A 24,950-nucleotide genomic window follows, 5' to 3' on the forward strand; every position below is an offset into this window, starting at 1 on the left:
TTCGCGTTGCCGCCTTGCGGAGCGCGCCCGTCCGTCCCGGTGTCACGCCCCGACGCTGCGTGTTGCCGCCCGACGGGGCGGGCCCGGCCGCGCCCTCAGGACAGCCGCGTCGAGGCGATCCCGCCGTCGACGTCGATCGTGCCGCCCGTGACGAACGCCGCCTGGTCGGACGCGACCCAGCGGACCGCGCGCGCGATGTCGACCGGCTGGACCGGGCGGCCAGCCGGGGTGCCCTGGGTCATCGCGGCGAGGACCTCCGCCGAGTCGGCGTTGCCCGGTGTCGCCGTCGCGCCCGGGGCGACGGTCACGACGCGGATGCCGCGGTGCCCGTACTCCGCGGCCCAGGCGCGCGTGAGCTGCTCGACCGCGGCCTTCGTCGCGGGGTAGAGGGCCATGAACGGGACACCGACGCGTGCCATCCACGAGCCGATGTTCACGACGACACCGCCGCCGCGCTCGGCCATGCCCGGGGCGAGTGCCGCGACGAGGACGTGCGGTGCGCGGACGTTCGTCGCGAGCAGGGCGTCGACGGTGTCGTCGGACAGCGACTCGGTCGGGCCCCCGGGGTAGACGCCCGCGTTGTTCACGAGGACGTCGACGTGCCCGCCGAGTCGGTCGAGCGCCGCGGCCGCGAGGTCCCGGACCGCCGTGGCGCTGGCGGACAGGTCGGCGACGAGTGCGACGGCACGTCCGCCCTGCGCCTGGATGTCGGCGGCGACCGCCCGGGTGCGCTGCTCGTCGCGGCCGTGGACGGCCACGGTCAGGCCGGCGGCGGCGAGCTCGCGGGCGACGGCCTCGCCGATGCCGCTCGAGGCGCCGGTCACGAGGGCGGTGCGGGGTGTCGTGTGGTCAGGGGTCGTCTCGGCGGACTGCGTCGTCTGGTGGGGTGTCGTCTGCTCGTGCTGTGTCGTCATGGTCCGATGCTCCGGCTGCGGGCACGGCCGTCGCTTGCCCGGATCCGCGAGGACCTTGCCCGATCCCGTGACGTCTCCTGCTGGTGTGCTCGGATGGGTAGGTTGGCGACGTGGACGACCGCATCGCGCAGCACCTCGACCGTGCAGCCGCGATCGCGTCTGCGCACGCCGCCGTCCTCGGGAACGACCACCACGCAGCGGCCGCCCGCACCGGATCGGCGCACCACGCCGAGGCGCTCGGGCTCACCGTGTCCCGGGTGCACCAGCCGACGGGGTTGTTCGACCGGCGGTACGTGCCGTCGCTGTCCGTGGTGCTGCGCGGGCGGAAGCGCTCGATCGTCGGGGACGACGACCAGGAGTGGGGCCGCGAGCGGTTCATCATCACGCCCGTGGACCTGCCCGTCGTCGCCGGCGTGGTGGACGCCGCGGGGGAGGACGGCTTCGTCTCCGCGGTGTGGCGGCTCGATCCCGTCGTCGTCGGTGAGGTCGTCGCCTCCATGTCCGTCCCCGCTGTTGCAGCCGCCGCGCCGGTGCCGAGACTCGGGCGCTGGACCGAGGCCCTCGCGGACGCGTTCGCCCGGCTGCTCGGACTGCTCGACGCCCCGGAGGACATCCCCGTGCTGTTCCCGCTCGTCTCGCGGGAGATCGTGCTGCGGCTGCTGCAGACCGCGCAGGCACCGAGGATCACGGCGGCGCTCGACGGGAGCGGCACCTCCGTGGTGGCGGGTGCGACTGCGCTGCTGACCTCGCGAATGGACGAGCCGTGGTCGATGGACCGGCTCGCGCGGACCCTGCGGGTGAGCGAGTCGACGCTGTTCGCCCGGTTCAAGGAAGCGACGGGGATGACGCCGGCGCAGTACCTCAAGCGGACACGACTGGGGGAGGCGCGGCGGCGGATGGTCGTGCACGGGGACACCGCGGCGCGGGCTGCGGCCGCGGTCGGGTTCCGGAGTGCGTCGCACTTCTCGCGGGACTACCGGGAGGCGTACGGGCGGCCGCCGGCCGCGGATGCGGTGGTGGCGCGGGCGCAACTGGCGTCGGCGACGGCGGTGTAGTCGCGCAGGGTGGGGCGGGACGGACTGGAGGCGCGGGGCGGGGTGGTGACGGGCCTCCCGTCCGGTGGGTGGCGCCGTGGGTCCCGTCGCTGCGCGAGCACGCGCGCCGGGAGGTCAGCCGTGTTCGCGGCCGGGGAGCGGGGCGCCATCGAGGAACGCCTCGTAGTCGGCGCGGGCGTCCTCGTCGACGGTCGGGGCGCCGCGACCGTACCGGGCGTCGGTGCGGTCGCGCTTCGGGCCGGAGAGCCAGAACCACTCGTCGGTCTCGACGTCGCGGAAGTTGGCGTCGAACCCCTGCTCGCGGGCGAGGGTGCGGGCGTGGAAGGACGCGGTCCTCTCAGGTCTTCGTGAAGCGCACGCGGCTGATCCAGGCGGGGCCGGCGTCGGTGGGGTGGCCGGTCTTCAGCTGGACGTACATGATGCGGTCGGGCATGGGGGGAGCGTAGCGGTCCGAGGTCGCCTTCCCCGGGCCTGTGCTCGCGTCACCACCGTGGCAGGTCATCGTGCCACGGATGACCCTTCGGCAGGCCCACCCGCGAGGTCTCCGTCGCGAGCGCGTGGAACTTCGGCGGCAGCAGGACCGGCACCTCGTTCGTCGGGAGCGCGAGTGAGGATCAGGCGTCCTCGTAGCGACCGAACGTGGGCAGTGGGACACGGGACCGCTCCGGTCCGGCGTTCCGGGTGCCAGCCGGGATCCCGGGAGTCGTCAACCAGTCCATGTGCTGGATCCAGGCGGCCGCCGCGACGTGGTCGCGGGGCACGACGAAGTAGCGCAGCGGCGCAGACAGGTCGTCGTCGATGGCCACCATGACGAACCACTCGTGTCGATGCAGGGAGGGCTGTTGGGACTTCTCGCCGAGTGGCCACGAGAGCCGAGGGCCGCTCCCTCGCGCGGACTTCACCTGCACCTCGACCATCGTGCGGTCTCCTCCGAGCTGGACCGCGAGGATGTCCGTGCGTTCCAGACCGTCGCGGGTCAGCGCCGGTGCCCAACCGTGTCGCGCGAGCTCGGCCGCGACTGCGTGCTCACCGATCGTCTTCGTCTGTTTCGTGTCGACCACGCGATGAGCATAGGCAGCGCGATGTGCGGTGCGCGGCGTCTGCCACCGAGAGGCACCGCGCGGAGTCGCCCCCGCGCGCAGTCATCGCGGCCGTCACCCAGATCGGTGGTGTCAGTCGAGGAAGTAGGCCGCGGTCTTCTCGTCGGAGTCGAGGATGTCCGCGGGAGCCACCCCGACCTCGATCGCGAGCGCGACCGATCCGGCGAGCGCGGTTTCCACGTCTGGTGAGAACGCGCGGTCGAGGACTGCGACGTACGTCGACGTCGCGGATCTGAGCCGGTCGACGAGTTGTTCCTGTTCGCTCGTGAGACGTTCTCCGAGCAACCGCTGCTCGTCGGCGTATCGCTCGAGGAGCTCGCACTCCCGCCGAGCGAGGGAATCAGACACCGTCTCGTACATCACGGTACCGATCGTGTTGCCGATCACGGCTCCGAGGACCGGGATGGGGATGACCGCTTGGCCGACGAGCGACGAGACCGCACTGACCGCAGCTTCCAGCGAGACCAGTTCGGCACGCTCCATGAACTCGCGCTCCGTGATCGTTCCGGTACGCAGCTCGTTCGCCAGCTCGGCTATGCCGAAGCTCGCCGTGACGAGTGCACTCGCAACAGCAGCGGGCGTCGCGGCCAGGTTGGTCAAGGTGTAGACACTCACACCGCGGACGCCGCCCTTCACGACGCCCACTCCCGATTCGCCGAGGACCTCGGTCCAGTCGCCGGTGGTGAACTGCGCGAGCGGTGTCCCAGCACGGTGCTTCCTGACGACTGCCATGACGAACGTCGTCACCCCTTCGACGGTGCCAGCGGCGATCGTGGCCTTGCCCGCCTCTCGGATGGATGCTCGCCCTGCGGCGGATGCATCGGCACGCTGCGATCGAGCGGTTGCGCGCAGCGAGTCCTTCTCGCTCTCGAGAGTGGCCGTGTACGAGCCGCGTTGGACGTCCGCGTAGTCGAGTGCGGATGGCTCGAGCGAGTCCACGTCGACTCGTCCGGTACCGAAGAACGCTCGGATGCGGAGCCAGTCCCGGTACGACGGGCCGTCACCGGACCCCGCGACGAGCTTGCTCGCGTCCGTTGCCGACATGGAATGCAAGTCGCGGATGGTCTCGTAGTGGTCCGCGGGGATCTGGTACTTCCCACCGTTCCGGATGAAGTCGGGGTACTTGTCGAGGTGCTCGCCGATCGCCCCCAGCCCGAGACGACCGCCCGCGGCGACGAACTTCTGCTGGATCTCGACGCCGTCTCGGAGGAGGTCGACTGGGCCGTTGTCGTTGACCCACCCGTAGCGAGCAGCGTCGCCGACGATTCGTGCTCGGGCGTTGCCGACGCCGACCTCAGCGACCTCCGCGATGAAGCCGTGCATTCCCTTCACCCCGCCTCGGTTCCGGGCGACCACCTCGAGGTCGATCCTGCGGAGCGCCGCGTCGACCGTTGACAGCGCTCCGTCGAGGTCGTTCGCGTGCCGTTCCAGACGAGCGAAGAGCGCCTCGAGGCGGACCTCGTTCAGGTGGTTCACCCAGGCAGCGACGGCTTGCTCCTGGATCCGCTTCGCGCCGCTGATCGGGTCAGTCATCCGCGGTCTCCGACGCGATGCGCGTCCCGAGGAGGGCAGCGCAGGAGGTCGCTGTGTTGACCAGTGACGTAAGACGCGCCTGATCCGTCCTGGGGCGCTCGGCGAAGTCCTCGCCGAAGGCGGAGAGCGACTGTGTGTAGTTGTCTCGGAGGAGTTCGCGGACCGACGTGCTCCGGTCGAGCAGAGCCCTGATCTGCGTTTCGAGCGACCGGACGGCGGCGGTGTTCTCGCGAAGCGCGAGCAGCGCCTGGTGCTTCGCTTCCCGTGTCTCGGACTTCTTCTTCGTGAAGAGCACGATCGACGTGAGGAGCGCGGCCCCGGCCACGCTCCAGCCGATCGGACCTGCCAGCGCGAGGAGCGCTCCGCCCATCGCGGTTCCGCCCCCGCCAGCCGCCAGCGCGCCCCCTCCCAACCACGCGAGTGCTGCGTTGGTGGCGGCCGCTCCCGACAGCGTGGAGATCGCCGTCCCGGTGGAGGCCGCACCGAAGGTGGTCGCGGTCCACATCGCCGCTGCGGGCGCCAGGCTCGCCACGGCGGCGCCGACCGTGACGCCGGCGCCCGCTCCGAACGCCGATGCCCGAGCGGCTTCGAGGTCCTTCCGCGCGAACTCCTCGGCCTCGAGGAACGCGGTCCGGTTGAGCTGAACCCGCTCGAAAGCCGTCCCGAACGACTTCGGCGTGTTGGCGATGCTGTTGACGAGGTGCTCAACGAGTTCGAGCAGGTCCACCGACCGCTCGCGCTGCCGGAGGAGCTCGAGACCGGTGTCCGTCATCGACGTGTGCGCCGCGTTGTAGTCGATCGTGGCTCGCTCGTACGGATCTTCGTCCGGACCTCGGCGCGCTTCGAGGGCGTCCTCTGCCGACTCCCGCAAGGAGCGCGCCTGTCCGATCACCCGTGATGAGGTGTCACGGGTGGCCTGGCCCACGCTGTCGAGCGTCTTGGCCAGCCCCTGCTTGAGCTTGTCGGGGTCGAATGGTTGGGGCAACGTCACTCCTGGGCTCACCGATGGTGTTCGGAAAGCTACCTGAAGCGAGCGACAGTCAGGTCGGGCCGGGTTGGAACCGCGGCGCGGTCGTCGGGATCACCCTCCGGCCGCGGCTGGTTCAGGCCAGCGCAGCCGAAGAACGCGCGGCGACGAAGCTGTACAAGGCTTCGGCGGTGACGACCGCAAGACCCCTCAGAAAATCCTCGAGCCGGACGCCTTCGACGTGGTCGTAGATCGACAGTCGGGCGAGACGGACCACGCCCGTGGCCGCAGCCGCATCCTTGACTGCGTCGTACAGTGCTCGCTGCTTCCACCGGGGAGCGCCGACACTCAGGAACACCATCTCCGCGTCCGCGGGACCGAACATCCGCTCGGCGGACGGATTCGTCCACCGTCTGCCGCCGGTGCCGGACCGCTGTTCATGTTCTGCCGAGTGACGTTGGTAGTCGACGGCCCACGGGAGTGCTGATGCGAACGGAGCGAGCAGGGTCAGCGCGCGGTAACGGTTGAAGTGGAAGTCTTCGTCGAGCTCGACGATGACTTCGCCGTACGACAGATCCCACGGCCCTGGTCGGAACAGTGGCTCGGGTGCGAGTCCGCCGAGCGAGTGGTACAGGTCGAGGATGTCTGCTCGGGTGCTCGCTGGCAGGTCAGGGAGCCTGGGCGCCGCCGGCAGCTCGGCTCTCGACCGGTGAGCTCGCCGAGCGTATCGGCCTCATTGCAGACGAGGCGACCAACAGTACAGTGGCAGACGGCACCTTCTTCGGCCAGCTGTCGATTGCGAATCCGCCTTCCGTTGTTGATGCCGTGGACGCGCTCTTCGCCGAATGGCGTGAGCTCGGAGGCACGGTCGATTTCGGGGGCGCTCGGGAAAGCAGTGCATTCATGGTCGCGCCAAGACGTTCCGCCGCGGGGCCGTCTCACTGGCTTTTCACGGTATGCCCGATCGCCACCAGTGTCGAAGTCGTCTTCCAGCACCTTCGCGTCCGCCGTTCGACGACGTCACGATCCGCCAGGAGTTCCGCGCCCGTCTCGATGCGATCAGGGGAGTCGACCTGCCCGCCAGCCGCATCGACAAGCGGCCATCGTTCCCGGTCGAGGTGTTCATTGACGAGCATGCTCGGAACGCGGTCGTCGAGGCGCTGCGGTGGTTCGTCGACCAGGTGCTGGACCGACTGTCCGAAGAGGAGGATGCAGCGTGACCGACAACTCTGAAGTGAACAAGGTGTTCGATCAGGTCGAGCTGGTCAGCGACGGAGACGGCATCGCCGTGATCGGCACGCCCTCGGCCGTCGAGCAATTCCTCCGAAGCGAAGAGCTCGGAGGACCTGGCCCGGTTTCGGCGACCGATCTGCCCCTCAGCGTGCTCGGCAGCTTCGGGCAAGTCACAGCTGCCGGCATGGCCAGCTCCGGCAAGTGGGTGCAACTCGCCGACGAGTCCGCTGCCGTCGCCCGCATATTCGATCTGGTGAAGAACAGCCAGACCGGGCTGAGCATGGGGATCGCGAAGATGCCCGACGGACAGTTCGTCAAGCACCTTCAATTCGTGTCGGTCGGTCCGATGGTCAACCCCACGACCATTGCCAGCATCGGCACGTTGATGAGTCAGATGGCTCTGCAGAAGTCGATCCATCGGCTCGGCGACTACCTCGAGGTGATCGACGAAAAGGTGGACCACGTCCTGCGCAACCAGCAGGACGCGGTCCTGGCGGATATGATCGGCGTCGACTTCGTGATCGAGGACGCTTCGACTTCGTGTTCGAGGACGCGATGACCGGCCGTGCTCCCGCCAGTCGCGTCGACGAAGCCACGTGATCGAAGATCCGGGGGACCTCCGCAACCCGGCCGGCACTCAGGCGTACGCGCTCAGGCAGCTCGACGGCCTGGCGCAGAAGCTTGAGAATAAGATGAAACTGGGGGAGTTGGCCGACGCAACCGAGACGATCGAATCGAAGGTCCGCGAGTGGCTCGCTGTGATCGCGCACTCCCCGCAAGTGCAGGACACCGTCGACGTGCTCGAACTCGACCGAGTGCTCGACGCGGCGCCGGAGGAAGCGACGCAGAAACGACTCGCGCTCAAGGCGATCCGTGAGAACCGCGCCGCGCGTATCTCCGGAGCCACTCGTCACCTCAGCTAGCGCATGGAGGCCGCGGCGATGCGGGCCAATTCGAAAGTCCTGCTCCAGCCGATACCGGCTCGGGCGATCGTGCGAGCGAGCAATGAGGTCGGGGCCGACATGGGCACGTCCCATGGGCGGACCGGGGCCGGACGAGGTCACGATGGTTTAGACGCCAAACGCTGGCTACAGGCGGTCGGCGAGCTCCGTGATCGCGCCGGCGAGGAGAGCGCCGGAGGACTGGACGCGGCGAAGACTTGCAGATCGTCGGCAATCGCTCGCGCCCGCCTCGCTCCGTGGAAAATAGCGGCGGACATCGCGGAGCGGGCGCTCTGGGAGCGGGACGAGGGCGGGCGCGCGTTGTAGGAGAAGGGCGAGGGCGAGGGGTGGAGCGCCTCAGGACGCCCTTCACGTCGCCGACAAACATCCTTGTTGGTCGCGCCCCCGGTGCCCGGATATTGCCGTCAACAGGTGAGGTGGAGAAGCAGAGATGGAACTCATACGCTGGTTTGCGCCGACTAGAAGCCTGCTACCCGCGGTTCGGTATCTATGATGCGTGCCTAAGCCAGGCAACACTGAAGACGGAATGTATACAAAGGGCTGCTTGCGCTCTCATCATCGCATGGATGCCAATTCATTTCTGCATGAGCACTAAGCGAAATCGACGTCGGGGCTGGAGGGGCGGCGAAGCCGGCTCAAATCTCGTCTGACTCCGAAGGCTCGCTGATGATTAGGCGCGTACTGCGCCCGTGAGACTGGTTTTCATCGTATGGCTCAGAACCGAGCGTTTTGCGTCGTGGACAACCGCGGGGTCCTTTCGTGCGATCCATCGAGGAGAGCACAAATGTAGGCGCGCACGCCAGGCTGTGCTGCGTCATTCACCCGGCGATTCACCGAGCTGCCAGGTCGGCAAGGGACCTTCGAGTAGTTCTACCATCTGAACCAAATATCGAATGAAAAACGCTTCGTCGCCGCGGATCTCGACCGCATTGCTGGCCAGGGCGTTCTTTGTGGAGGCGGCTACGGTGAGCTGCGCGCGCTCATCAACAACAAACTCTATACATTGGTCGTGGGGAAGAGCTGGTTCTGTTTGCACTTCTCGCCAACCATCCGTGGCCAGAGCGAATACTTGACGTTGCAGAATGCTTTCTCCGTCTACTATCCAGAGAATGGCGTGGCCCAACATCAAACCTCCGTCAAGAGTGAAAGAAGCTCCTGCTTGCGAGCCCTGCCTACCTCGTAGAAGCAATCTATAAGCTCATCGGAAGTATCATCCGACGCGCCAATATAATTCCAAAACGCTTCCCCTACGAGGAGATCAACGCCCGAATCGAGGTATATGCGGGTGGTGGGCCAGCCGTACGCGCCCCAACGGCCGTTGGGATTGTAAGGCATTCCGACGATACTTCGAACTGGCAGAGGTGAGCGGGCTGCATGGATACGTAGGATCCGTCGTTTTGCCGCTCTCATTTGATCATAGTTTGGCTTTGGCGTTTTGATCTCTATGTGGTGCTCGACGCCATGCGAATCTATGTAAAACGCGTCGTCCTTCTCGGATACGGATTCTTGAGCCCCGCCGAGGGATGCTGTCGAGAGGACGGTTGACAGTTCGCTGGTTGTGTCGGGAAGCCGGCGCGGCTTGTCTCGGTACGAATTGATGATCGACTCGATGGTAGTGGCGGTTACTGCGGGGATGGAGCAAGTCACGTGATGATCATGGATGCCGTTGCCATGCGTCGCCTTCGCAATGTCTGCCACAACCTTATCCCAGCCCCAGCCAAGGGCAGTATTCAGGGCGCGCTCTAGTGTGGCTGCAACCTTAATCTCGGGGAATACAGTCTTTATAAAAGGAGAGGCTGCACCGGAGTTCCCCGAGGATCGGAAAGGGTCGCTGACCTCAACTGTGTATAGCTGCGTTCGACGGCCTTGGTAGGTGGAAAGCAGGGTGTCGACGTTAGAATTAAGTCGGGAAAGCAACTTATCGCGCGGAATTGTCACTGTCATTAACCTTCGAGATATCGATGATTGCGCGACCGATTGCTTCGGCCATGCTCACGGGGACGGCATTGCCAATCTGGCGGTATCGGCTGCTTTTGCTTCCGACAAACTCGAAGTCGTCAGGGAAGTCCTGCAACGCGGCGTATTCAGGTATGGACAACGGGCGATCCTCTTCTGGGTGACAGAGGCTACTGGCTAATTGTTGCGGTTGCGCGGTGAGCGTCGGCGCTGGACGACTCCAGGTTAGGCGCCGGTAGTACCCTTCCTTCCCACCGCCGGATTTGAGTGCCGCAGCGCCCATCCACCGCTCAAGATAAGATTCACCGAAGTTCGGATCGGCCTTCAAATACTTCCAGTTTTTGCCCGGCGGTACGTTTGCAAAGACGGCAGCTCGTTCGCTGCTGTAAGTGTAAGCGTCTTGTGCGGAAGGATTCCGGAACGATTGCTGGCCGATAACATCGCCTATTGTGCGCCAGGGCTGTAGTCCGCCATAACGGGCCGTTCGATGGTGAGTCGGCGGGATGAGATCAAGGCTCATCATGGCCCTAGACGTTTGCTTCCGGAACACCACGGCGCCGAACTCTTTATCCCTACTGCCGAGCATAACTACGCGGTGCCGGATTTGCGCGGCCCCATAATCGGCCGAGTTGAGAATGCCGAACACAACCTCGTAACCCAACTTCTTAAAAGTCGGAAGAATGAGCCGCTCCATGACGCTTCCGAGCGCCGCATTCGGGTCGGAAGGGATCTCTTTTGGAGATAACCGATCGGCGAGTGGTCGGTGTGCTAGAGCGGCGGAGAGCAAACCGCGCACGTTTTCGAAGACGAAGTATCGCGGTCGGAGCTTCTCGACCATGTGGAAGTAGTTATGAACCACCGCTCCGGAACCGTGAATGCCCTGCCGAAGCCCCGCTGTGCTGAATGCTTGGCAGGGAGGCCCACCCGCGAGCAGGAAAGTCTCCCCTTCCGCGAGTTGCGCTGCTTGCATGAGTGTATCTGCGCTGATATCGGTGATATCATTGAAAATCGACTCTGGAGACGCAAGGTTGTTCCGCAAAAGCGTCTTCCGGGCGTCTGGGTCGATCTCGACTGAAGCTCGAATATTCACGCGATCCGGATCGGCGCGTTCGAGTCCGAGATCAAGTCCGCCAGCGCCGGAGAACAGCGAGACGACGGGGAATTCAAGCACCTATACCTCTTTAATGATTCGGGTGGCTAAAATTTAAGTGCCACCCGGTCGTCGATCTGGCGTGGCCGGGTAAGCCGCGAGTAAGTTCATATCACTAGCCGCAGACACGGAGCTCGGGTGGCTGCAATAGAAGGTTGTGATCGCCGGCATCCCTGGTCGACACTGACCTTAGCGTGTAGTTTGGCTCGCGCGAGCGAGGGCACAGCGTCGTTGGGGCGTGAGGGACGTCAACCGCCTAGGCGGGGCAAGCGCGCGGCATATACCCCTAGCGAGTCAGGTGCAGCGGCGGTGGGCGGCGGCGCCTGCAATTTCTGCTTGTCGCCGGCGTGGCGTTCCGACATCCCTCGGGCCTGGCTGCGAGGGTGGTTCCGCCACCACGTCCCTGCCGGCTTCCCCGGCCCCTCCGCCCGCTTCCCCTCCGCAGCCACGAGCATCGGCACCATCGCCCGCCGGAACGAGTCCGGCAACAGCGCCCGCCCGGCCACGGCTTCGTGCACCCGCCGCAATTCCGTCATGGTGAACGGCTCCGCCACGAGCCCCCACGGGTCGGGAGCCACGTCGTACGCGGCCCGCAACCGATTCACCGCCACGGCAACGATGTTGTCGTGCCCGTGCACCATCCCGCGCGCAGCGGTGACCGGCACGAGCCGCACCCTCGACCCGTCCAGACCCGACGACAGCGCCGAGAACGGCACCACGTCGAGGTGCCCGACCGACATCACCCACCCCCGACTGTCCCGCGCCGGATCGTCGAACACCTGCAACTGCTGCGGTGCCAACCCCGTCACACCGGCCTTGGTCCGCAGCGACCGCAGCACCGCGTCGGCCAACCGCTCGCCCTCGTGCACGAATGTCCCTGGCAGCCGCCAGTCCCCGTCGACCGCGTCCCGCACCTGCAGTACGGACAGTTCTTCCTCCACAGTGACGGTCAGCACGGCGGTGTCCACAGCCACCGAGGGTCGCGGGTAGTCGACCAGGCGCTTTCCGGCAGGATCGCGGTACTCACTCACGACGACGAGTTTACGCACACTTGCGCAAACAGCGGCAGCCTGGCAATGTCGGGTTCACGCAGAAACGCGCAAACAAGGGGAGGCGCTCATGGACACCACCGCACACGACCGCGCGATCGGCGCGGTGCTCGGCTCCGCCGCGGGCGATGCCCTCGGCGCCGGGTACGAGTTCAAGCCCGCGGTCCCGGAACCCACGCCGATCCGCATGACGGGCGGCGGCTCCTTCGGCTGGGCGCCGGGGGAGTGGACCGACGACACGAGCATGGCCGTCCCGATCCTCCGCACCCTCGCCCGCGGCGGTGACCCCGCCGGCGAGTCCTCCCTCGACGGCCTCGTCGCCGCCTGGGCGGCATGGGCGCAGACCGCCCCCGACGTCGGCATCCAGACACGCAACGTGCTCAGCGGTCTGGAGGCGCGCACCGCCGCCCACAGTCGCGCTGCGGCCCGGCAGGAACACGAGTACAAGGGCCAGTCCGCGGGGAACGGCTCGCTCATGCGCGCGGCTCCGCTGGTGCTCGGTTACCTCCACGACGAAGACGATGAGGAGACGAAGCTCGCCGAGGCAGCGCGTGCGATCAGCGACCTGACCCACTTCGAGGCAGACGCCGGGGACGGGTGCGTCCTCTGGTGCGTCGCGATCCGGCACGCGGTGCTGACCGGTGAGCTCGATGTCCTCCGTGGGTTGGAACTGCTCGACCTCGACCGCCGCCAGCTCTGGGCGGAGCGACTCGTCCGCGCCGAGCACGCCGAACCGGTCGACTTCACCGACTCGAACGGCTGGGTGGTTTCCGCGCTCCAGGCCGCCTACGCCGCCGTGCGTGGGAGCTCGAGCCTCGAGGACGCCCTCGTCCGCGCGGTCCGCACCGGCAACGACACCGACACGGTCGCCGCGATCGCCGGAGGCCTCGCTGGGGCGCTGTACGGCGCTTCGGCGCTCCCGGCCGAGTGGCGCGAGCTGCTCCACGGGTGGCCGGCGCTGCGTGCGGACGACCTCGTCAGCCTCAGCGACCAGGCCCTCGCCGCACGGTGACGGAGGATGGAGCCAGGTCGGAGGATGCCATGGGGGGATCCTCCGGCTCGGCTCCCGGTGCTGCGCTGGAGACGGAGCGATGCGCCGACGACGGCACGGGGGGGGCAGACAGCCCGCACCCGCCGTCGGAGCGCCCAGCGCACGGACGGGGGCACGGATCACCCTGTCAGCGCGACGTGCGCAGCGCAGGTGGTCCGGGTCTCCCGTCGGACTGCCGGACGTCATCCGGACCGGCGGCCGTCAGACGCCGCTGCTTCGCGGGCAGAACACGCTGGCCCCGACCAGCCGGACGGAGAGCAGGCAACCGAGGCAGACGTCGAAGACTGCGTTGAGGAGCGCGGCGACCGGCGCGATAGCGGCGCGGACGCGCCGGAGGCCGTCCAGGGATGCTGAACGGCGCGTCGACGCTCCTCGTCGAGTGGCGCGAGCTGCTCCACGGGTTGCCGGCACTGCGGGCAGGCGGCGCGGACTTCTTCAGCGAGCAGTTCCTCGCCGCGTGCTGGAGCCACCGGCTCCGGCGCCGGACACTTCGTTGGGGACGTGTCCGCCGCCGGGGCCGAACCGGCGAGTGCGTTCGCGGAACGCAGTCGATTCAGCAGGTCGTGCCGGTGTCCTTGAACGTGATCGAGAAGTCACCCGTGGACCCGAGTGACGAGACCGAGTCCAAATAGGGCGTCCCGCCATTGCACTGGGTCATCACGTCTCTCTGCAACACCGTGTTCTGCGTCGGGCCCGAACCGAGGTTGTAGGTCGTGGAGCTCGTCCCCGGGCCGTTCTCGAGTGCGAACTGGTTTCCGCTCGTGGGAATGGTACCGAAGGGTTCGAGCATGCTGATTCCGCCGTTGTACCCGTGCCGTTCCAGGATCCATTCGCCCTGTTGCGCAAGCGTGGAGACGTTGCCGGTCATGTCCTCAACGCCCGAGACGCACTTCTTCTCGGACTGCGAGCAGATTCCCCAGTAGAGCGCGTTCTGCGTCGCGCTGAAGATGGCGTAACTGGAGACAGCATCCCCACCGGCAACCGTGTAGTTCTTCACGATCTGTTCCTGCTCGTGCGGGTACACCTCGTAGAACCCGTATGTACCGCTTGGACCGATGCCGAGCGCGCCCGGGCCGCTGTAGGAGACCGTGCCGGCTTGCAGCAGCGAGTCGGTCGTGTTCGTGACCTTGTGGCCAGAACCGATGCCGACCCACTGCGACACACTCAACTGGTTCACCCCGTGGGTCGGAGCCGGCGGAGACGGAACGATCCACCCTCCTGAGACGCTGGAGTAGTACTTGTGGTCGTAGTCGACGCCAACGCGTTCGTACCCCGACCAGTTGGTGTAGTAGCCGGTTGTGCTTGCTTGCGACAGGGTCTTCGCGCCCGCCGACGGCGAGGCTGCAGGCGTGACCTGCTGTGGTCTGCTCGCGGGCACCTGAACGCCGCAGTCCATCTTCTGGACCCACGTCGGGTTCTGGGCGAAGATCGCCGTGACGGAGTGGGGCACCTGCGCCGCGAGCGAGGGGTCTGCAGCGAGATCCGCTGGTCGGAACAGCGCTCGTGCGCCGTGTTCGGCAACTGCCGTCGGGTTGGGCGCGAGCGTCTGCATGTCCCCTGCGCAGCCACTGGACGCTTGGATGCGCGGCGCTGCAACAGCGGGGTTCGCGGCGTTTGCGGCGCTCACTGGTACGACGACGAACGCAATCGTCGTTGCCGCGACCATTGCGGCGATCACTTTCTTCATGTGCTTTTCCCCTCGCGAAGGCACCCTGCCCCCCTGGCAGTCAGTGTTATCGCCACGGTACGGAACGAGACAAGAGATCCGAGATGAGAACCGTTACAGAATGGTTCACGCAGCGCAGCTTGCTTGCCGTAGCGTTCTCGACATGCGTTCGGCACGGGGAGTCGCAGCCGCGATGGCAATCAGCGTTGTTCTGATCGGGAGCATTTCTGGGTGCAGCGTTTCGGGCTGCAGCGGAGCGCGGCAATCGACAGCGAGCGTTTCGGTCGACGTGACTGCCTGGTCGTCGGCCCACCCGGGGCACACCCTGTCCGTCTGTCTCGACACCATCTGCAAGGACGTCACCACGATGGACTCGATCACGGCTTCGTCGTCCGAACCATCTGGCCATGCCTTCGCGATCAGGGTGACCGACACCACCAGCAAGCAGGTGGTCGGCCAGGCGACGTCGCGTCTGTCCGAGGGGCGGGAGGAGACAGCATGCGGGGACGTGTCGTACCCGACGGGCACGGTCACCGTCGAGGGTGATGGACGCCTGAGCATCACGTGACGCTCATGCGTCGACGCGGGCTGAGATGACGCGGACAGAGGCGAGCTGCTCACGGCAGGCGCGATGGCGTCCCGCCTGCTGAGCGCGATGAACCGCTGCGGCCAGCTGGGCCCGTCACTGCTCCAGGTGCACGGACGGGAGGCACGGGTCACCCTGCCAGCGCGGCGTGCGTCGCGAAGGCGATCCGCGCCTCCAGTCCGACTGCCGACCGCCCTGCGGACCGGCGGCCGTCAGGCGGCGCTGCGCCGCGGACGGAACACGCCCGCACGGACCAGCCACACGTAGAGCAGGCAGCCGATGCAGACGTCGAAGACGGCGTTGAGGAACGCGGCGACCAGGGCGATCGCGGCGCCGACCGGTGCAGCGTAGGGGACGCCGACCAGGGCGAGCACGAGGGCGAGCGCCGTGATGACGAGGCCGACCTGCTGCGCGAAGGTCGGGGGCTCGGGAGCCTCGAGTTCGGTGGGCGGTGCGAGCCTCGGGCGGACGAACCGGCGGAACAGCGCGCCGTAGGGGTGACGACGGATGCCCGCGATGCCGCCGATCGCGAAGAACACGACGATGACGGCCAGGAGCACGATGCCCACGACCCACGTGGCGGGCACGAGGGTCAGGATGATCGTCGCGGCGAGGAGCACGGTGGTGATCGCGGCGCCGAAGCGAGGCGAGCGCGGGTCGATCCCGCGGGCGGTGTCGTTCGTGGTGGTCATCGGGACTCCCGGGTTCCGGCGGTCAGGACGGTGTCGAGTGCGGCGGCGAGCTCCGCGGGTCTGGGCGGTCCGCCGAAGCTGGTGCGGACGCGGCGGTCGGCATCGAGGAGCAGGACGGTCGGGGTCTGCATGACGTCGAAGCGGCGGGCGAGCTCGGGGCGTTCGGCGAGGTCGACCTCGATGCGGCGGACGTCCTCGTGGCGGTCGGCGACGGCGTCGAGCTGGCGGCGGGTGGCAGGGCAACGGGCGCAGGTCGGCGTGGAGAACTGGACGAGGGTCGCGGCGGAGCCGTACGCGGCGGCCGGAGCGAGGTCGTCGGTGCGGGGTCCGCCCGCGACGGCTCCTGTGCTGGACGGCGACGTGCGTGCGCGGCCCGTGCGGTGCCGGAGGACGAGGCCGAGCACGGTCGCGAGGGCGAGCACCCCCACGAGCACGGCGACGGCGGTTCCGACGGTCATGCCGGCACGGTACGCCGAGCGGGTGACGGTCCGGGGAACGTGTCGCCCCGTGACGCGGGCCGGGTCGGGATCAGTCCGGGACGCCGGCGGCTTCGCACTTCGCCCACTGCTCGGGGCGGTGCTGCGCGAGCCAGGCGGTGAACTCGGGGAAGCCGCGGTTCGTCGTGTAGACGCGGAACTGCTGCTTCCGGTTCTCGTCCCAGCCGACGACGCTGATGAACGTCATGCCGTTGCCGCTGCGCTGCTTGTCGAAGCGGAGGGTCTCCACGGCGGTGACGTCTCGCCGACGCTTCCGACCCCAGCCGCGGCGGACGTCGTACCGCTCGTCGTACACGGTGATCCGGCTGCCACAGAGGATCGCCCCGATGGGCAGCGCCACGATGCCGGCGCCGAGGAGCATCGCCGGGATCGGGCCGCCGAGGTCCGGCGCGACGCTCGACTGCACGATGGCGCCGAGGAACCCGAGCACGAACGCGCCGAGGCCGAGCCACAGGATCAGCGTCGAACCGGCCCACGACCGTCGAACGATGAACTGCGGCTTCGCAGCGCCCTTCGTGACGGTCCCACCCCAGGTGTTGATGTCGCTCATCGTTCCCCCTCCGTCGCACACCGTACCGGGCCGTCGGTGCGCGTGTTCGAGCCCACGACGGCGGCCCAGCGGTCGAGGGCACGTTCGACGCGGTCGGCGGTCTCGGCCGGGTCGTCGTGCTCCCACGCGCGGAGGACACACCAGCCCTCGGCGACGAGGATCGCCTGGTTCCTCGCATCGCGCTGCTGGTTCGCCAGGAGCTTGCGGTGCCACAGCTCGGCGTTCGCCTTCGGCAGGTGCGTGTGGTCGGGGCAGAAGTGCCAGAAGCAGCCGTCGACGAAGACCGCCACGCGGGCGCGCGGGAACACCAGGTCTGGGCGGACCCTGCAGCGAGCGCTGACCGGACGGTCGACGAAGAACCGGCGGCCGCGGCGGTGGAGCTCTCGGCGGACGGCGAGCTCGGGGGCGGTGTCGCGACGGCCGAAGCGGGCCATGTGCCGGCGGCGGGCTTCGTCGGCCTCCCAGTGGTCCATGGTCCGAGGGTCCCAGCCGGGCCGTCACCTGCGGGTGGAGGGCGGGCGATCTGTGGACGGCTCGTCGCGCTCGCTGGACTGGGTGAGCGCCTGGTCGGTCGTGCCGGTCGTGTCGGTCGTGCCGGTCGGGCCGACCGCGCCGCCCGGCCCGTCGCGCTCGTCGGGTCCGGCTAGCATCGGCCCGGTGAGCAACGACGTGACCCCCGGCCGGTACCGCCACTTCAAGGGCGGCGAGTACGAGGTGGTCCTCGTCGCGAAGGACGTCGAGACCGAGGAACCGGTCGTCGTCTACCAGGCGCTCTACGGCGAACGCGGGCACTGGGTTCGGACGCTTGCCGACTTCACCTCGTACGTGTCGCGCGACGGGTACGAGGGGCCGCGGTTCGCGCGAACGGATCCATGAGGCACGGGCGACGACCGCCACCGCCCGGTCAGCTCGCGGCCCCTCACCTTCCTGACGTCACCGCCGAGTGCGCATCCTCCCGACAGCATCGCGGAGATTCGCCCCGTCTCCGGTCGGAAGCGCGAGTGTCGCGAGATGACCGGCGCCGATGGCCCCCAGGGCGATCGCCGCAACCGGGTGAGCAGCGACGAGCATGAGCGTGACACATGCGACCACAACGGCGCACGGGCCGGCGGTGACGACGATGACCTCGCGAACGGGAGCAAGTCGGGGACGCACGATGTGCGCGAACCCCAGCTGAGCGACCACGTGCACGTGCGGTCGGCTCCGAGAAACGACACCCAAGGCCACGAGGTGCCCGAACTCGTGGCAGATGTTCGTCGCGATGAGCAGAGCGACGAGGACGAGCGGTGCGGACGTCGTCGAGGCTGCGGTGCTGGCCACTGCGACCGCCGCGGCGAGCGTCAAGGGTCCCGAGGCCGACGCGATGAGCAGGCCTGCAAGCGAGAGGGAGATCCGGGCGCTGATCGCTGAGCCGGACACGCTGACGGCCCGGCCGAGGAATGCGTGCCGCACCTTGGGCCCCGGCAGGACGAGGAACCCGTTGTCGACAGCAGCCGAACGGTGTGACGAGGTCGACACCGGCACCGTCACGCCGAATCCGCGGCATGCGACGCCGTCAGGCACCGAGGTGCAGCAAGACGCCAGCCGTGGACGTCTCACCGCGATCGCGTCAGGCTCTGGACTGCCAGGAGGGCCCCGACGATGAGAAGCGATGTGATGATCGCGGTGACGAAGAGTCCCAGCTGTTCGGACGTCTCGCTGATGTGCGTGGTGAGCCCGACGGACGCCATCACGAGCACGGTGGTGACGACGAGAGCGACACTTCCCGACAGCGGCTGAGCATCGCTCCAAGGAACGAGGGCTCCGGCCAGTGCCGCAGCACTGAAGAGCAGCGCACCACGGAGGGCCATCCCCGAGAGGTCATCGACGCGGATGAGCCCGAGCCAGAGCGCTCCGCCAGCGAGCACGGTCCAGACGATGCAAGCAGCAGCCACGTGCGTGATCGCGGCGGGCGCGACCCACCACCGTCGATCCTTTCCGAGGGGTGGCCCGATCCAACCCGTCGGGAGTGCCCTCCCCGGCGCGAACATGATGAGGGCGAATCCCGCGGCTGGCGTGGCCGCAGCGATCGCGCTGCGCAAGGACTCCGGCAGGGAAGGCGGGAACACCCACGCGACGGCGGCCACGAAGCACGTGGCGCCTCCTACCGTGAGGAGGGTCTGGGGTGCACGGATCAGCATCAGGAGATGGGCCGCCAGGACGCCGGATGCCCCGCCGACGAATCTCGAGGTCGGAAGCAGGGCTCGCCCCGGAGGAGAAGCTTTCACATCGGGCAGGCGGCTGGCTGCCCAGACGATGACCACCGTCATCGCAGCAACGGTCCCGAGCAACACCCAGGCGAGTGGCTCTCCCGGCACGACAGCGACATCTGCGGGAAGGCCTGCGAGCGTCGGGACGGCAGCGGCTCCGGATGACGCTGGAGCGAGCACCCCGGGGCCGAAGACCAGCAGCGCGGTGCTGATGGCGACCGCGCCGCTGGCCGCTGAGGCGACCGAGCCGGGCATCCTCAACAGCCGCCGGCAGACGCCCGTGACGACCTGGAGGATGGTCTGCGCAATCGCCACGACGACCGACATGCAGATGAACAACGCGATCAGGAACCGCGATGACTGGGCGACGTCGAGGATGTGGAGTGCCAACAGCATCGCTGGCATGCTCAGCGCGAGCGAGCCGAGAGCCGCAAGGCCCGCGGCCGGGGTCGCGGTGCCGATCGATCGCGCACTCCTGGTCACGGGTAACGAGCAGAGGAGATGATCGAAGGACGAGCGTGCAGGCGTAGCGAGCCCCAGGATCACGGTCACCAGCGCTGTGCTCAGGAGAGAACCGGACGTGGCCGTCTCGATCATGAGCCGGGCGAAGCCCTCCGGGACCTGCCGGGTCAGTGTGGAGACCGTGGCGAGGCCGAGCGCTGTACCGAGCGCCAGCGCGCTCACACCGATCGCTGCAGCGCCTGCCAGCACCCGACGACGGGTGATGTCGAATGCGCCGGCGAGTTCCGCGATCCAGATCAGGCTCGTCGTCCGCGCGACCGTCCTGATCTGCTTCACCGATCACGCCTTCGACGCTGGCCGGCGAGCACGTAGATGGCGGTGGTCCCGAAGACCACGAGCGCCAGGCCGAGCCCGTTGGGGCTGAACTCGATCGACGGAAGGCCGTTCTCCTCGCCCACCGTGGCAGAGAAGACCAGCGGGACCGCAGAAGGCGAACCGGTCGTCGCCGCGATCATGATCGTCGCGACCATCAGGAGGAACGCAACTGCGACACCCAGCACGAAGCCGACCGTCGTTCTCACGATTGTTCTCATGTCATTCCGTTCATCGTGGGGCGAAGAGCGCGCGGAGCCGGATGTCGCGAGTCGAACGCGCTGATGCTCGCTGGGTCTTCTCCGAGAAGCAGCGTCCGAGGGACCCGTGTTCCAGGACGATCTGCCGAGTGCTCCCGTGCACCACCGTCTCGCCCGCGTGGAGCATGGTGATCTGATCGCAGTGCGCTTCCGCTCGCAACAAGTCGTGCGTCGCCATCAGCACCGCGCCGCCCTGCCCGGTGAAGAGCTCGATGCAGCTCCGCAGCACTTCGCTGGTGTCCGGATCGAGGCCTCGGAAGGGTTCGTCGAGGATCAGCAGGGAAGGTCTGTGCATGAGGGCACAGATCAGCTGGACCTTCCGCTTCATACCGTGCGAGTAGGAGGACATCGGTTTGTCCAGTGCGCTCCGCACGTCGAGCACGTGCGCGAACTCCAGCGCACGAGCTGCATCGTCTCGCCTGCGGAGCGAATCGTGCAGGCCCAGGTACTCACGACCGGTGAGGGCCAGCGGCAACGGGAGATCATCGGGAGCGAGACCGAACCGCGAGCGGGCTGCGGCCCGGGTCACAGGGATCCCCTCGTGGAGGACGACCCCGTGGTCCGGATCGATGATCCCCGTCATCACGTGGAGGGCGGTGCTCTTGCCCGAACCGTTGGAGCCGAGGAGCCCGTGGACCTGACCCGCGTGCACGGAGATCGAGAACGTGCTCAGTGCCACGCGGCCGCTGAACGCCTTCGTGACCATGCTCGCTTCCAACACGGGGTTCACGGACCCCTCGGCGGCGTTCACTTGCGGCAGTACGCCTTCGACGTGCCCTCGGCATTGAAGCTCGGCCGCTGGTACGCGGCATCGATGCTGCCGAGGAGAGCGGATTGCGACTGGACTGCTCCCGTGAGCACGAGGTTTGACATGGACCCCCCCCTTTCGTTCGCGCCCAACGTAGCACCTGAGATTTCACATCTGTCAACCCCTGTCGGAGTAGAAGTAGGCTCTCCGAGCAGCCACTGACGAGGGGGAACGCATGCAGATCCGCACCGACGGGCAGGTCCTGCTCAGCCCGAGCGACCTCAGCACATGGGCGACCTGCGAGTGGGCGTTCCTCCGCCGCCTCGACGCCAAGCTCGGTCGCGGCGGACCCCTGCCCGACGAGCACGACGACATGCTCGAGCGCACCGCACGCCTGGGGGACCAGCACGAGCTCGACCACCTGGAGATCCTCAAGCGGTCCCACGACGTGGTCGAGTTCGAGCGCCCCGCCCCACCGGACTACGCGAGTGCCGCAGCCGCGGCACGGCAGGCGTTCCAGGACGGCGCCGACGTCCTCTACCAGCCGACGTTCTTCGAGCCGCCGACGCCCGGGCACCCGGGGTTCATCGGCTTCGCGGACTTCATCCTCCGCAATGACGCCGGCGAGTACGAGGTCTACGACACCAAGCTGGCCCGGCACGCCAAGATCAGCGCGCTGCTCCAGCTCGCCGCCTACGCCGAGCGGATGCAGGCGCACGGCATCCCGACCGGCCGCCAGGTGCACCTCGTGCTGGGCGACCGGAGGACCACCACGCACGACCTCGGCGACATCGCTCCGGTGTACCGCACGCAGCGCGCCGAGCTGGAGCGGGTCATCGCCGAGCGCCTCGACGCCGACGACGAACTGCGCTGGGGCGACCCCCGCTACTCCAGCTGCGGCCGCTGCGCGATCTGCCAGACCCAGGTGCAGCAGCACCGCGACCTGGTCCTCGTCGCCGGGATGCGGCTGGACCAGCGGACGAAGCTGATCCGGCAGGGGGTGCGGACGATCGACGACCTGGCGGACCGCACCGCGGCCGTGCCGGGCATGTCGCGGTCGACGCAGGACCGGCTGGTGCGGCAGGCGCGCCTCCAGACCGAGACCGAAGCCGGACAGGACGCGCAGCGCCGGGCCGGATGGCCGACGAAGCCGCGATTCGAGGTCCTCGACGCCCGCGCGCTCGACGCGATCCCCGCACCGGACCCGGGCGACGTGTTCTTCGACTTCGAGGGCGACCCCCTGCACACCGAGGACGGCGTGCACTGGGGCCTCGACTACCTGTTCGGCCTGGTCGACGACCGCGCCGACTTCACGGCGTTCTGGGCACACACGATCCGCGACGAGCGGCAGGCACTCCTGGACTTCCTCGAGTTCATCGCCGAGCGGCGTGAGCAGCACCCGGACATGCACGTCTACCACTACGCGGCGTACGAGCGGACGCACCTGCTGTCGCTCGCCGCGCGGCACGGGGTGGGCGAGGACGCCGTCGACGACCTGCTCCGCGCGGGCGTGCTCGTCGACCTGTACCCGGTCGTGCGCAAGGCCCTCGTGGTCGGCAGCCACAGCTACTCGATCAAGAAGCTCGAGCCGCTCTACATGGGCGACGACCTGCGGTTGAGCGACGTCACGAACGCCGCCGACAGCATCACCGCCTACGTCGAGGCCATCGAGGAACGCCGGAACGGGGACCCCGCCGAGGGGCAGCGGATGCTCGACCAGGTCGCCGACTACAACGCGTACGACTGCCGCTCCACGCTGCGGCTGCGCGACTGGCTGCTGTCGCTGCGGCCGCCCCGCGCCGAGGAACCGGTCGACGAGACGCTCCTGCCCCCGATCCCCGTCGAGCGCGAGCCGAACCCGGTGTCCACCGCGCTCGCCGCCGAGATCGCGGACGTCGACCCGCTCGACCGTGACGCCGACCAGACGGCCCTGGCGCTCGCCGCAGCGGCGATCGACTACCACCGCCGCGAGGCGAAGACGTTCTGGCAGGACCACTTCGACCGGCTCCGGAACCCGGTCGACGACTGGGCGGACACCCGGGACGTCCTCGTCGTCGAGCGCGCGTCGGTCGAGCGCGACTGGGGCACGCTGCCGCGTGCCCGCGCGCAGTCGCGAGAGATCCGGTTGTCGGGGACGCTCGCGCCCGGTTCGCGGATCCGGCCGGGAGGCACGCCCCACCTCGTCTACGACGACCCGCTCCCGGCGTCGGTCACCTCCCCGGGCCCGGGTTCGAAGGGCGCGTCGGCCCGCGCGGTCGTGCTGGACGCGTGGGACGACGGCGACGCGTTCGAGGTGCTGGTCAAGGAGAGCCTGCCGGTCGGCGGGGGAGCGCCGCACGACGCGTTCCCGGTCGCCCTCGCCCCCGCGGCTCCGCCCCGCGCGAAGCCGCAGCCCGAGGCGATCGCCGAGTGGGGACAGGAGGTGCTCGACGCGTTGCCGTCGATGCTGCCCGACCCGGCCCTCGACCTGCTCCGCCGGGTCCCGCCGCGAGGGGCGCTCGCACCGGTGGTCGGCGACGACACGGTGGGCGCCGTCGTCACGACGTTGCTCGGGCTCGACCGGTCGTACCTGGCGATCCAGGGACCTCCCGGTACCGGGAAGACGTACGTCGGATCGAACGTCGTCGCCCGGCTCGTCCGCGAGTACGGCTGGCGCGTCGGGGTCGTCGGGCAGTCCCACGCGACGTCGGAGAACTTCCTGTCCGCGGTGGTCCGGGCCGGGGTACGGGCCGACCGCGTAGTGAAGGTCCCGAAGTCCGGTGCCACCGAGGACGACCTCGAGGCCGCCGCGTGGACGGCCGTGAAGAACAACGCCGCCGTCGCCGCGTTCCTGTCCTCGTGCGCCGAGACCGGCACCGGGGGCGTCGTCGGTGGGACGGCGTGGACCTTCGCGAACGAGGGCACGATCCCACGGCGCTCCCTCGACCTGCTCGTCGTCGACGAGGCCGGACAGTTCTCCCTCGCCCCGACCATCGCGTCGTCGATCGCCGCCACCCGCCTGCTCCTGCTCGGCGACCCGCAGCAGCTGCCGCAGGTGTCGCAGGGCTCGCACCCGGAGCCGGTCGACCAGTCGGCGCTCGGCTGGTTGGCCGACGGTGAGCACGTGCTGCCCGCCGAGTTCGGCTACTTCCTCGCGCGCACCCGCCGCATGGAGCCGGCGCTGACCGCGGCCGTCTCGGGTCTGTCGTACGACGGGCAACTCGCGTCGATGGTGTCCGGCCGGCACCTGGACGGGCTCGAGCCTGGCGTCCACGCGGTGCCGGTGCTGCACAGCGGCAACACGACGTCCTCCGTCGAAGAGGCCGAGCGCGTCGTCGCCCTTGCCCGCGATGTCGTCGGACGCTCGTGGACCGACGACGACGGGATCACCCGGGACATGACCGACGAGGACGTCATCGTCGTCGCGCCCTACAACGCCCAGGGAGCGGTGATCCGTGCGGCCCTCGACGCGGCCGGGCTCCGCGGAACGCAGGTCGGCACGGTCGACATGTTCCAGGGGCGCGAGGCCGTCGTCTCGATCACGTCACTCGCGGCGTCGAGCGCGGCGGACATCCCGCGCGGGCTCGACTTCCTGCTCATGCCGAACCGCTTGAACGTGGCGTTGTCGCGGGCGAAGTGGGCGGCCTACCTCGTGTACTCGCCGGCGCTCACCACGGGGTTGCCGCCGTCGATCGCGGGTCTGTCGCTGCTGTCCCGGTTCATCGAGCTCGTCGAGCCGTCGTGGCCGGACCAGGATGCCGCAGGGGCAGGGGCAAGGGCAGGGGCAGGGGCAGGGGCAGGGGCCGGTGCCGCGCTCCCGTCGTCGTCACGGTTGTCGTCCGGCGAGGACCCGGTTCCGCAGGGGTAGACCGCCACCGATCGGTGACGTTCTCGGTGCACGATCCCCGGCGATCGTGCA

Annotated in this window: 27 protein-coding genes; 8 read left to right on the forward strand and 19 right to left on the reverse strand. The window is 68.4% G+C overall.

Annotated features, from left to right (window positions below; translation table 11 throughout):
• Positions 1-95: 95 nt before the first annotated feature.
• On the reverse strand, positions 96-914 hold the full coding sequence (locus QOL15_RS06120) for an SDR family NAD(P)-dependent oxidoreductase (protein ID WP_083394124.1): 819 nt from the start codon (positions 912-914) through the stop codon (positions 96-98).
• 110 nt (positions 915-1,024) lie between these two features.
• Between QOL15_RS06120 and QOL15_RS06125 the strand changes: the two genes are divergently transcribed.
• Positions 1,025-1,969, forward strand: a complete 945-nt coding sequence (locus QOL15_RS06125) for an AraC family transcriptional regulator (protein ID WP_071249332.1) — start codon at positions 1,025-1,027, stop codon at positions 1,967-1,969.
• Between the two features lie 614 nt (positions 1,970-2,583).
• Here the strand turns inward: QOL15_RS06125 and QOL15_RS06130 are convergent.
• The 4 genes from QOL15_RS06130 to QOL15_RS06145 all read right to left on the reverse strand — a co-directional run bounded on the left by QOL15_RS06130 (position 2,584) and on the right by QOL15_RS06145 (position 5,930).
• Positions 2,584-3,030, reverse strand: a complete 447-nt coding sequence (locus QOL15_RS06130) for a hypothetical protein (RefSeq protein WP_071249334.1) — start codon at positions 3,028-3,030, stop codon at positions 2,584-2,586.
• A 111-nt stretch (positions 3,031-3,141) separates the two neighbouring features.
• On the reverse strand, positions 3,142-4,425 hold the full coding sequence (locus QOL15_RS06135) for a hypothetical protein (RefSeq protein WP_216093123.1): 1,284 nt from the start codon (positions 4,423-4,425) through the stop codon (positions 3,142-3,144).
• A 169-nt stretch (positions 4,426-4,594) separates the two neighbouring features.
• Entirely contained in the window at positions 4,595-5,587 is a 993-nt protein-coding gene (locus QOL15_RS06140; protein WP_065962695.1) for a hypothetical protein, read from the reverse strand.
• A 118-nt stretch (positions 5,588-5,705) separates the two neighbouring features.
• Positions 5,706-5,930 carry a hypothetical protein gene (locus QOL15_RS06145; RefSeq protein WP_139197590.1) on the reverse strand — a complete coding sequence of 75 codons (225 nt, stop codon included), beginning with the start codon at positions 5,928-5,930 and terminating at the stop codon, positions 5,706-5,708.
• A gap of 595 nt (positions 5,931-6,525) precedes the next feature.
• On the opposite strand from QOL15_RS06145, the gene QOL15_RS06150 reads away from it, so the two are divergent.
• Genes QOL15_RS06150 through QOL15_RS06160 form a run of 3 tightly spaced genes read left to right on the forward strand, consistent with a single transcriptional unit; the run spans position 6,526 to position 7,725 of the window.
• Positions 6,526-6,789, forward strand: a complete 264-nt coding sequence (locus tag QOL15_RS06150) for a hypothetical protein (protein ID WP_065962664.1) — start codon at positions 6,526-6,528, stop codon at positions 6,787-6,789.
• Positions 6,786-7,361, forward strand: coding sequence for a hypothetical protein (locus QOL15_RS06155; protein ID WP_083230249.1), 576 nt, complete (start codon positions 6,786-6,788; stop codon positions 7,359-7,361). Before QOL15_RS06150 ends, QOL15_RS06155 begins: the two co-directional genes overlap by 4 nt.
• 37 nt (positions 7,362-7,398) lie before the next feature.
• Positions 7,399-7,725 (forward strand): hypothetical protein, encoded by a 327-nt coding sequence (locus QOL15_RS06160; RefSeq protein WP_083230250.1) that lies wholly within the window; start codon positions 7,399-7,401, stop codon positions 7,723-7,725.
• Between the two features lie 853 nt (positions 7,726-8,578).
• Here QOL15_RS06160 and QOL15_RS06165 read toward each other — a convergent pair.
• The 4 genes from QOL15_RS06165 to QOL15_RS06180 all read right to left on the reverse strand — a co-directional run bounded on the left by QOL15_RS06165 (position 8,579) and on the right by QOL15_RS06180 (position 11,901).
• A complete protein-coding gene (locus QOL15_RS06165; protein WP_139197591.1) occupies positions 8,579-8,890 on the reverse strand; it encodes a hypothetical protein in 312 nt (103 codons plus the stop codon).
• On the reverse strand, positions 8,890-9,702 hold the full coding sequence (locus QOL15_RS06170) for a TdeIII family type II restriction endonuclease (RefSeq protein ID WP_175473871.1): 813 nt from the start codon (positions 9,700-9,702) through the stop codon (positions 8,890-8,892). Before QOL15_RS06170 ends, QOL15_RS06165 begins: the two co-directional genes overlap by 1 nt.
• A complete protein-coding gene (locus QOL15_RS06175; protein WP_083230253.1) occupies positions 9,683-10,891 on the reverse strand; it encodes a DNA cytosine methyltransferase in 1,209 nt (402 codons plus the stop codon). The genes QOL15_RS06170 and QOL15_RS06175 overlap by 20 nt, the downstream gene beginning before the upstream one ends.
• A gap of 227 nt (positions 10,892-11,118) precedes the next feature.
• Complete coding sequence (locus tag QOL15_RS06180) at positions 11,119-11,901, reverse strand: NUDIX hydrolase (protein ID WP_175473872.1); 783 nt, start codon at positions 11,899-11,901, stop codon at positions 11,119-11,121.
• Positions 11,902-11,989: 88 nt separating this feature from the next.
• Between QOL15_RS06180 and QOL15_RS06185 the strand changes: the two genes are divergently transcribed.
• On the forward strand, positions 11,990-12,931 hold the full coding sequence (locus QOL15_RS06185; protein WP_065962669.1) for an ADP-ribosylglycohydrolase family protein: 942 nt from the start codon (positions 11,990-11,992) through the stop codon (positions 12,929-12,931).
• Between the two features lie 592 nt (positions 12,932-13,523).
• On the opposite strand, the gene QOL15_RS06190 is transcribed toward QOL15_RS06185, so the two are convergent.
• Positions 13,524-14,657, reverse strand: a complete 1,134-nt coding sequence (locus QOL15_RS06190; protein ID WP_083394126.1) for a G1 family glutamic endopeptidase — start codon at positions 14,655-14,657, stop codon at positions 13,524-13,526.
• Positions 14,658-14,799: 142 nt separating this feature from the next.
• On the opposite strand from QOL15_RS06190, the gene QOL15_RS06195 reads away from it, so the two are divergent.
• Complete coding sequence (locus QOL15_RS06195; RefSeq protein WP_253181642.1) at positions 14,800-15,204, forward strand: hypothetical protein; 405 nt, start codon at positions 14,800-14,802, stop codon at positions 15,202-15,204.
• Positions 15,205-15,434: 230 nt separating this feature from the next.
• Here QOL15_RS06195 and QOL15_RS06200 read toward each other — a convergent pair whose 3' ends face one another.
• The 4 genes from QOL15_RS06200 to vsr all read right to left on the reverse strand — a co-directional run bounded on the left by QOL15_RS06200 (position 15,435) and on the right by vsr (position 17,434).
• Positions 15,435-15,914 (reverse strand): DUF4395 domain-containing protein, encoded by a 480-nt coding sequence (locus QOL15_RS06200; protein ID WP_071249340.1) that lies wholly within the window; start codon positions 15,912-15,914, stop codon positions 15,435-15,437.
• A complete protein-coding gene (locus QOL15_RS06205) occupies positions 15,911-16,372 on the reverse strand; it encodes a thioredoxin family protein (protein ID WP_071249342.1) in 462 nt (153 codons plus the stop codon). Before QOL15_RS06205 ends, QOL15_RS06200 begins: the two co-directional genes overlap by 4 nt.
• A gap of 70 nt (positions 16,373-16,442) precedes the next feature.
• Positions 16,443-16,961, reverse strand: coding sequence for a DUF5336 domain-containing protein (locus tag QOL15_RS06210; RefSeq protein WP_071249344.1), 519 nt, complete (start codon positions 16,959-16,961; stop codon positions 16,443-16,445).
• Entirely contained in the window at positions 16,958-17,434 is a 477-nt protein-coding gene (gene vsr / locus QOL15_RS06215; protein ID WP_071249346.1) for a DNA mismatch endonuclease Vsr, read from the reverse strand. Before vsr ends, QOL15_RS06210 begins: the two co-directional genes overlap by 4 nt.
• Before the next feature lie 184 nt (positions 17,435-17,618).
• On the opposite strand from vsr, the gene QOL15_RS06220 reads away from it, so the two are divergent.
• Positions 17,619-17,837, forward strand: a complete 219-nt coding sequence (locus QOL15_RS06220; RefSeq protein ID WP_254780157.1) for a DUF1653 domain-containing protein — start codon at positions 17,619-17,621, stop codon at positions 17,835-17,837.
• A gap of 57 nt (positions 17,838-17,894) precedes the next feature.
• On the opposite strand, the gene QOL15_RS06225 is transcribed toward QOL15_RS06220, so the two are convergent.
• The 5 genes from QOL15_RS06225 to QOL15_RS06245 form a co-directional block, all read right to left on the reverse strand.
• A complete protein-coding gene (locus tag QOL15_RS06225; protein ID WP_071249348.1) occupies positions 17,895-18,491 on the reverse strand; it encodes a hypothetical protein in 597 nt (198 codons plus the stop codon).
• Positions 18,492-18,556: 65 nt separating this feature from the next.
• The gene (locus QOL15_RS06230) at positions 18,557-20,008 is read right to left on the reverse strand and encodes a hypothetical protein (protein ID WP_071249350.1); all 1,452 of its coding nucleotides are present in this window, start codon (positions 20,006-20,008) and stop codon (positions 18,557-18,559) included.
• The gene (locus QOL15_RS06235; protein WP_071249351.1) at positions 20,005-20,253 is read right to left on the reverse strand and encodes a hypothetical protein; all 249 of its coding nucleotides are present in this window, start codon (positions 20,251-20,253) and stop codon (positions 20,005-20,007) included. Before QOL15_RS06235 ends, QOL15_RS06230 begins: the two co-directional genes overlap by 4 nt.
• A gap of 22 nt (positions 20,254-20,275) precedes the next feature.
• Entirely contained in the window at positions 20,276-21,010 is a 735-nt protein-coding gene (locus QOL15_RS06240) for an ABC transporter ATP-binding protein (RefSeq protein ID WP_139197592.1), read from the reverse strand.
• A gap of 41 nt (positions 21,011-21,051) precedes the next feature.
• A complete protein-coding gene (locus QOL15_RS06245; RefSeq protein WP_302847165.1) occupies positions 21,052-21,177 on the reverse strand; it encodes a hypothetical protein in 126 nt (41 codons plus the stop codon).
• 110 nt (positions 21,178-21,287) lie between these two features.
• On the opposite strand from QOL15_RS06245, the gene QOL15_RS06250 reads away from it, so the two are divergent.
• Positions 21,288-24,899 (forward strand): TM0106 family RecB-like putative nuclease, encoded by a 3,612-nt coding sequence (locus QOL15_RS06250; protein WP_071249355.1) that lies wholly within the window; start codon positions 21,288-21,290, stop codon positions 24,897-24,899.
• The last annotated feature ends 51 nt before the right edge of the window (positions 24,900-24,950 follow it).

The organism is Curtobacterium sp. MCBA15_012, assembly GCF_001864935.2.
GTDB lineage: Bacteria > Actinomycetota > Actinomycetes > Actinomycetales > Microbacteriaceae > Curtobacterium.

What these genes read in the sequence shown, in the direction of transcription:
- QOL15_RS06150 (WP_065962664.1), top strand. Translation starts at nt 6,526, where the DNA reads ATGCCCGATCGCCACCAGTGTCGAAGTCGTCTTCCAGCACCTTCGCGT.
- vsr (WP_071249346.1), bottom strand. Translation starts at nt 17,434, where the DNA reads ATGGACCACTGGGAGGCCGACGAAGCCCGCCGCCGGCACATGGCCCGC.
- QOL15_RS06120 (WP_083394124.1), bottom strand. Translation starts at nt 914, where the DNA reads ATGACGACACAGCACGAGCAGACGACACCCCACCAGACGACGCAGTCC.
- QOL15_RS06190 (WP_083394126.1), bottom strand. Translation starts at nt 14,657, where the DNA reads ATGAAGAAAGTGATCGCCGCAATGGTCGCGGCAACGACGATTGCGTTC.
- QOL15_RS06200 (WP_071249340.1), bottom strand. Translation starts at nt 15,914, where the DNA reads ATGACCACCACGAACGACACCGCCCGCGGGATCGACCCGCGCTCGCCT.
- QOL15_RS06250 (WP_071249355.1), top strand. Translation starts at nt 21,288, where the DNA reads ATGCAGATCCGCACCGACGGGCAGGTCCTGCTCAGCCCGAGCGACCTC.
- QOL15_RS06195 (WP_253181642.1), top strand. Translation starts at nt 14,800, where the DNA reads ATGCGTTCGGCACGGGGAGTCGCAGCCGCGATGGCAATCAGCGTTGTT.
- QOL15_RS06240 (WP_139197592.1), bottom strand. Translation starts at nt 21,010, where the DNA reads ATGGTCACGAAGGCGTTCAGCGGCCGCGTGGCACTGAGCACGTTCTCG.
- QOL15_RS06185 (WP_065962669.1), top strand. Translation starts at nt 11,990, where the DNA reads ATGGACACCACCGCACACGACCGCGCGATCGGCGCGGTGCTCGGCTCC.
- QOL15_RS06165 (WP_139197591.1), bottom strand. Translation starts at nt 8,890, where the DNA reads ATGTTGGGCCACGCCATTCTCTGGATAGTAGACGGAGAAAGCATTCTG.
- QOL15_RS06145 (WP_139197590.1), bottom strand. Translation starts at nt 5,930, where the DNA reads ATGGTGTTCCTGAGTGTCGGCGCTCCCCGGTGGAAGCAGCGAGCACTG.
- QOL15_RS06245 (WP_302847165.1), bottom strand. Translation starts at nt 21,177, where the DNA reads ATGTCAAACCTCGTGCTCACGGGAGCAGTCCAGTCGCAATCCGCTCTC.
- QOL15_RS06205 (WP_071249342.1), bottom strand. Translation starts at nt 16,372, where the DNA reads ATGACCGTCGGAACCGCCGTCGCCGTGCTCGTGGGGGTGCTCGCCCTC.
- QOL15_RS06210 (WP_071249344.1), bottom strand. Translation starts at nt 16,961, where the DNA reads ATGAGCGACATCAACACCTGGGGTGGGACCGTCACGAAGGGCGCTGCG.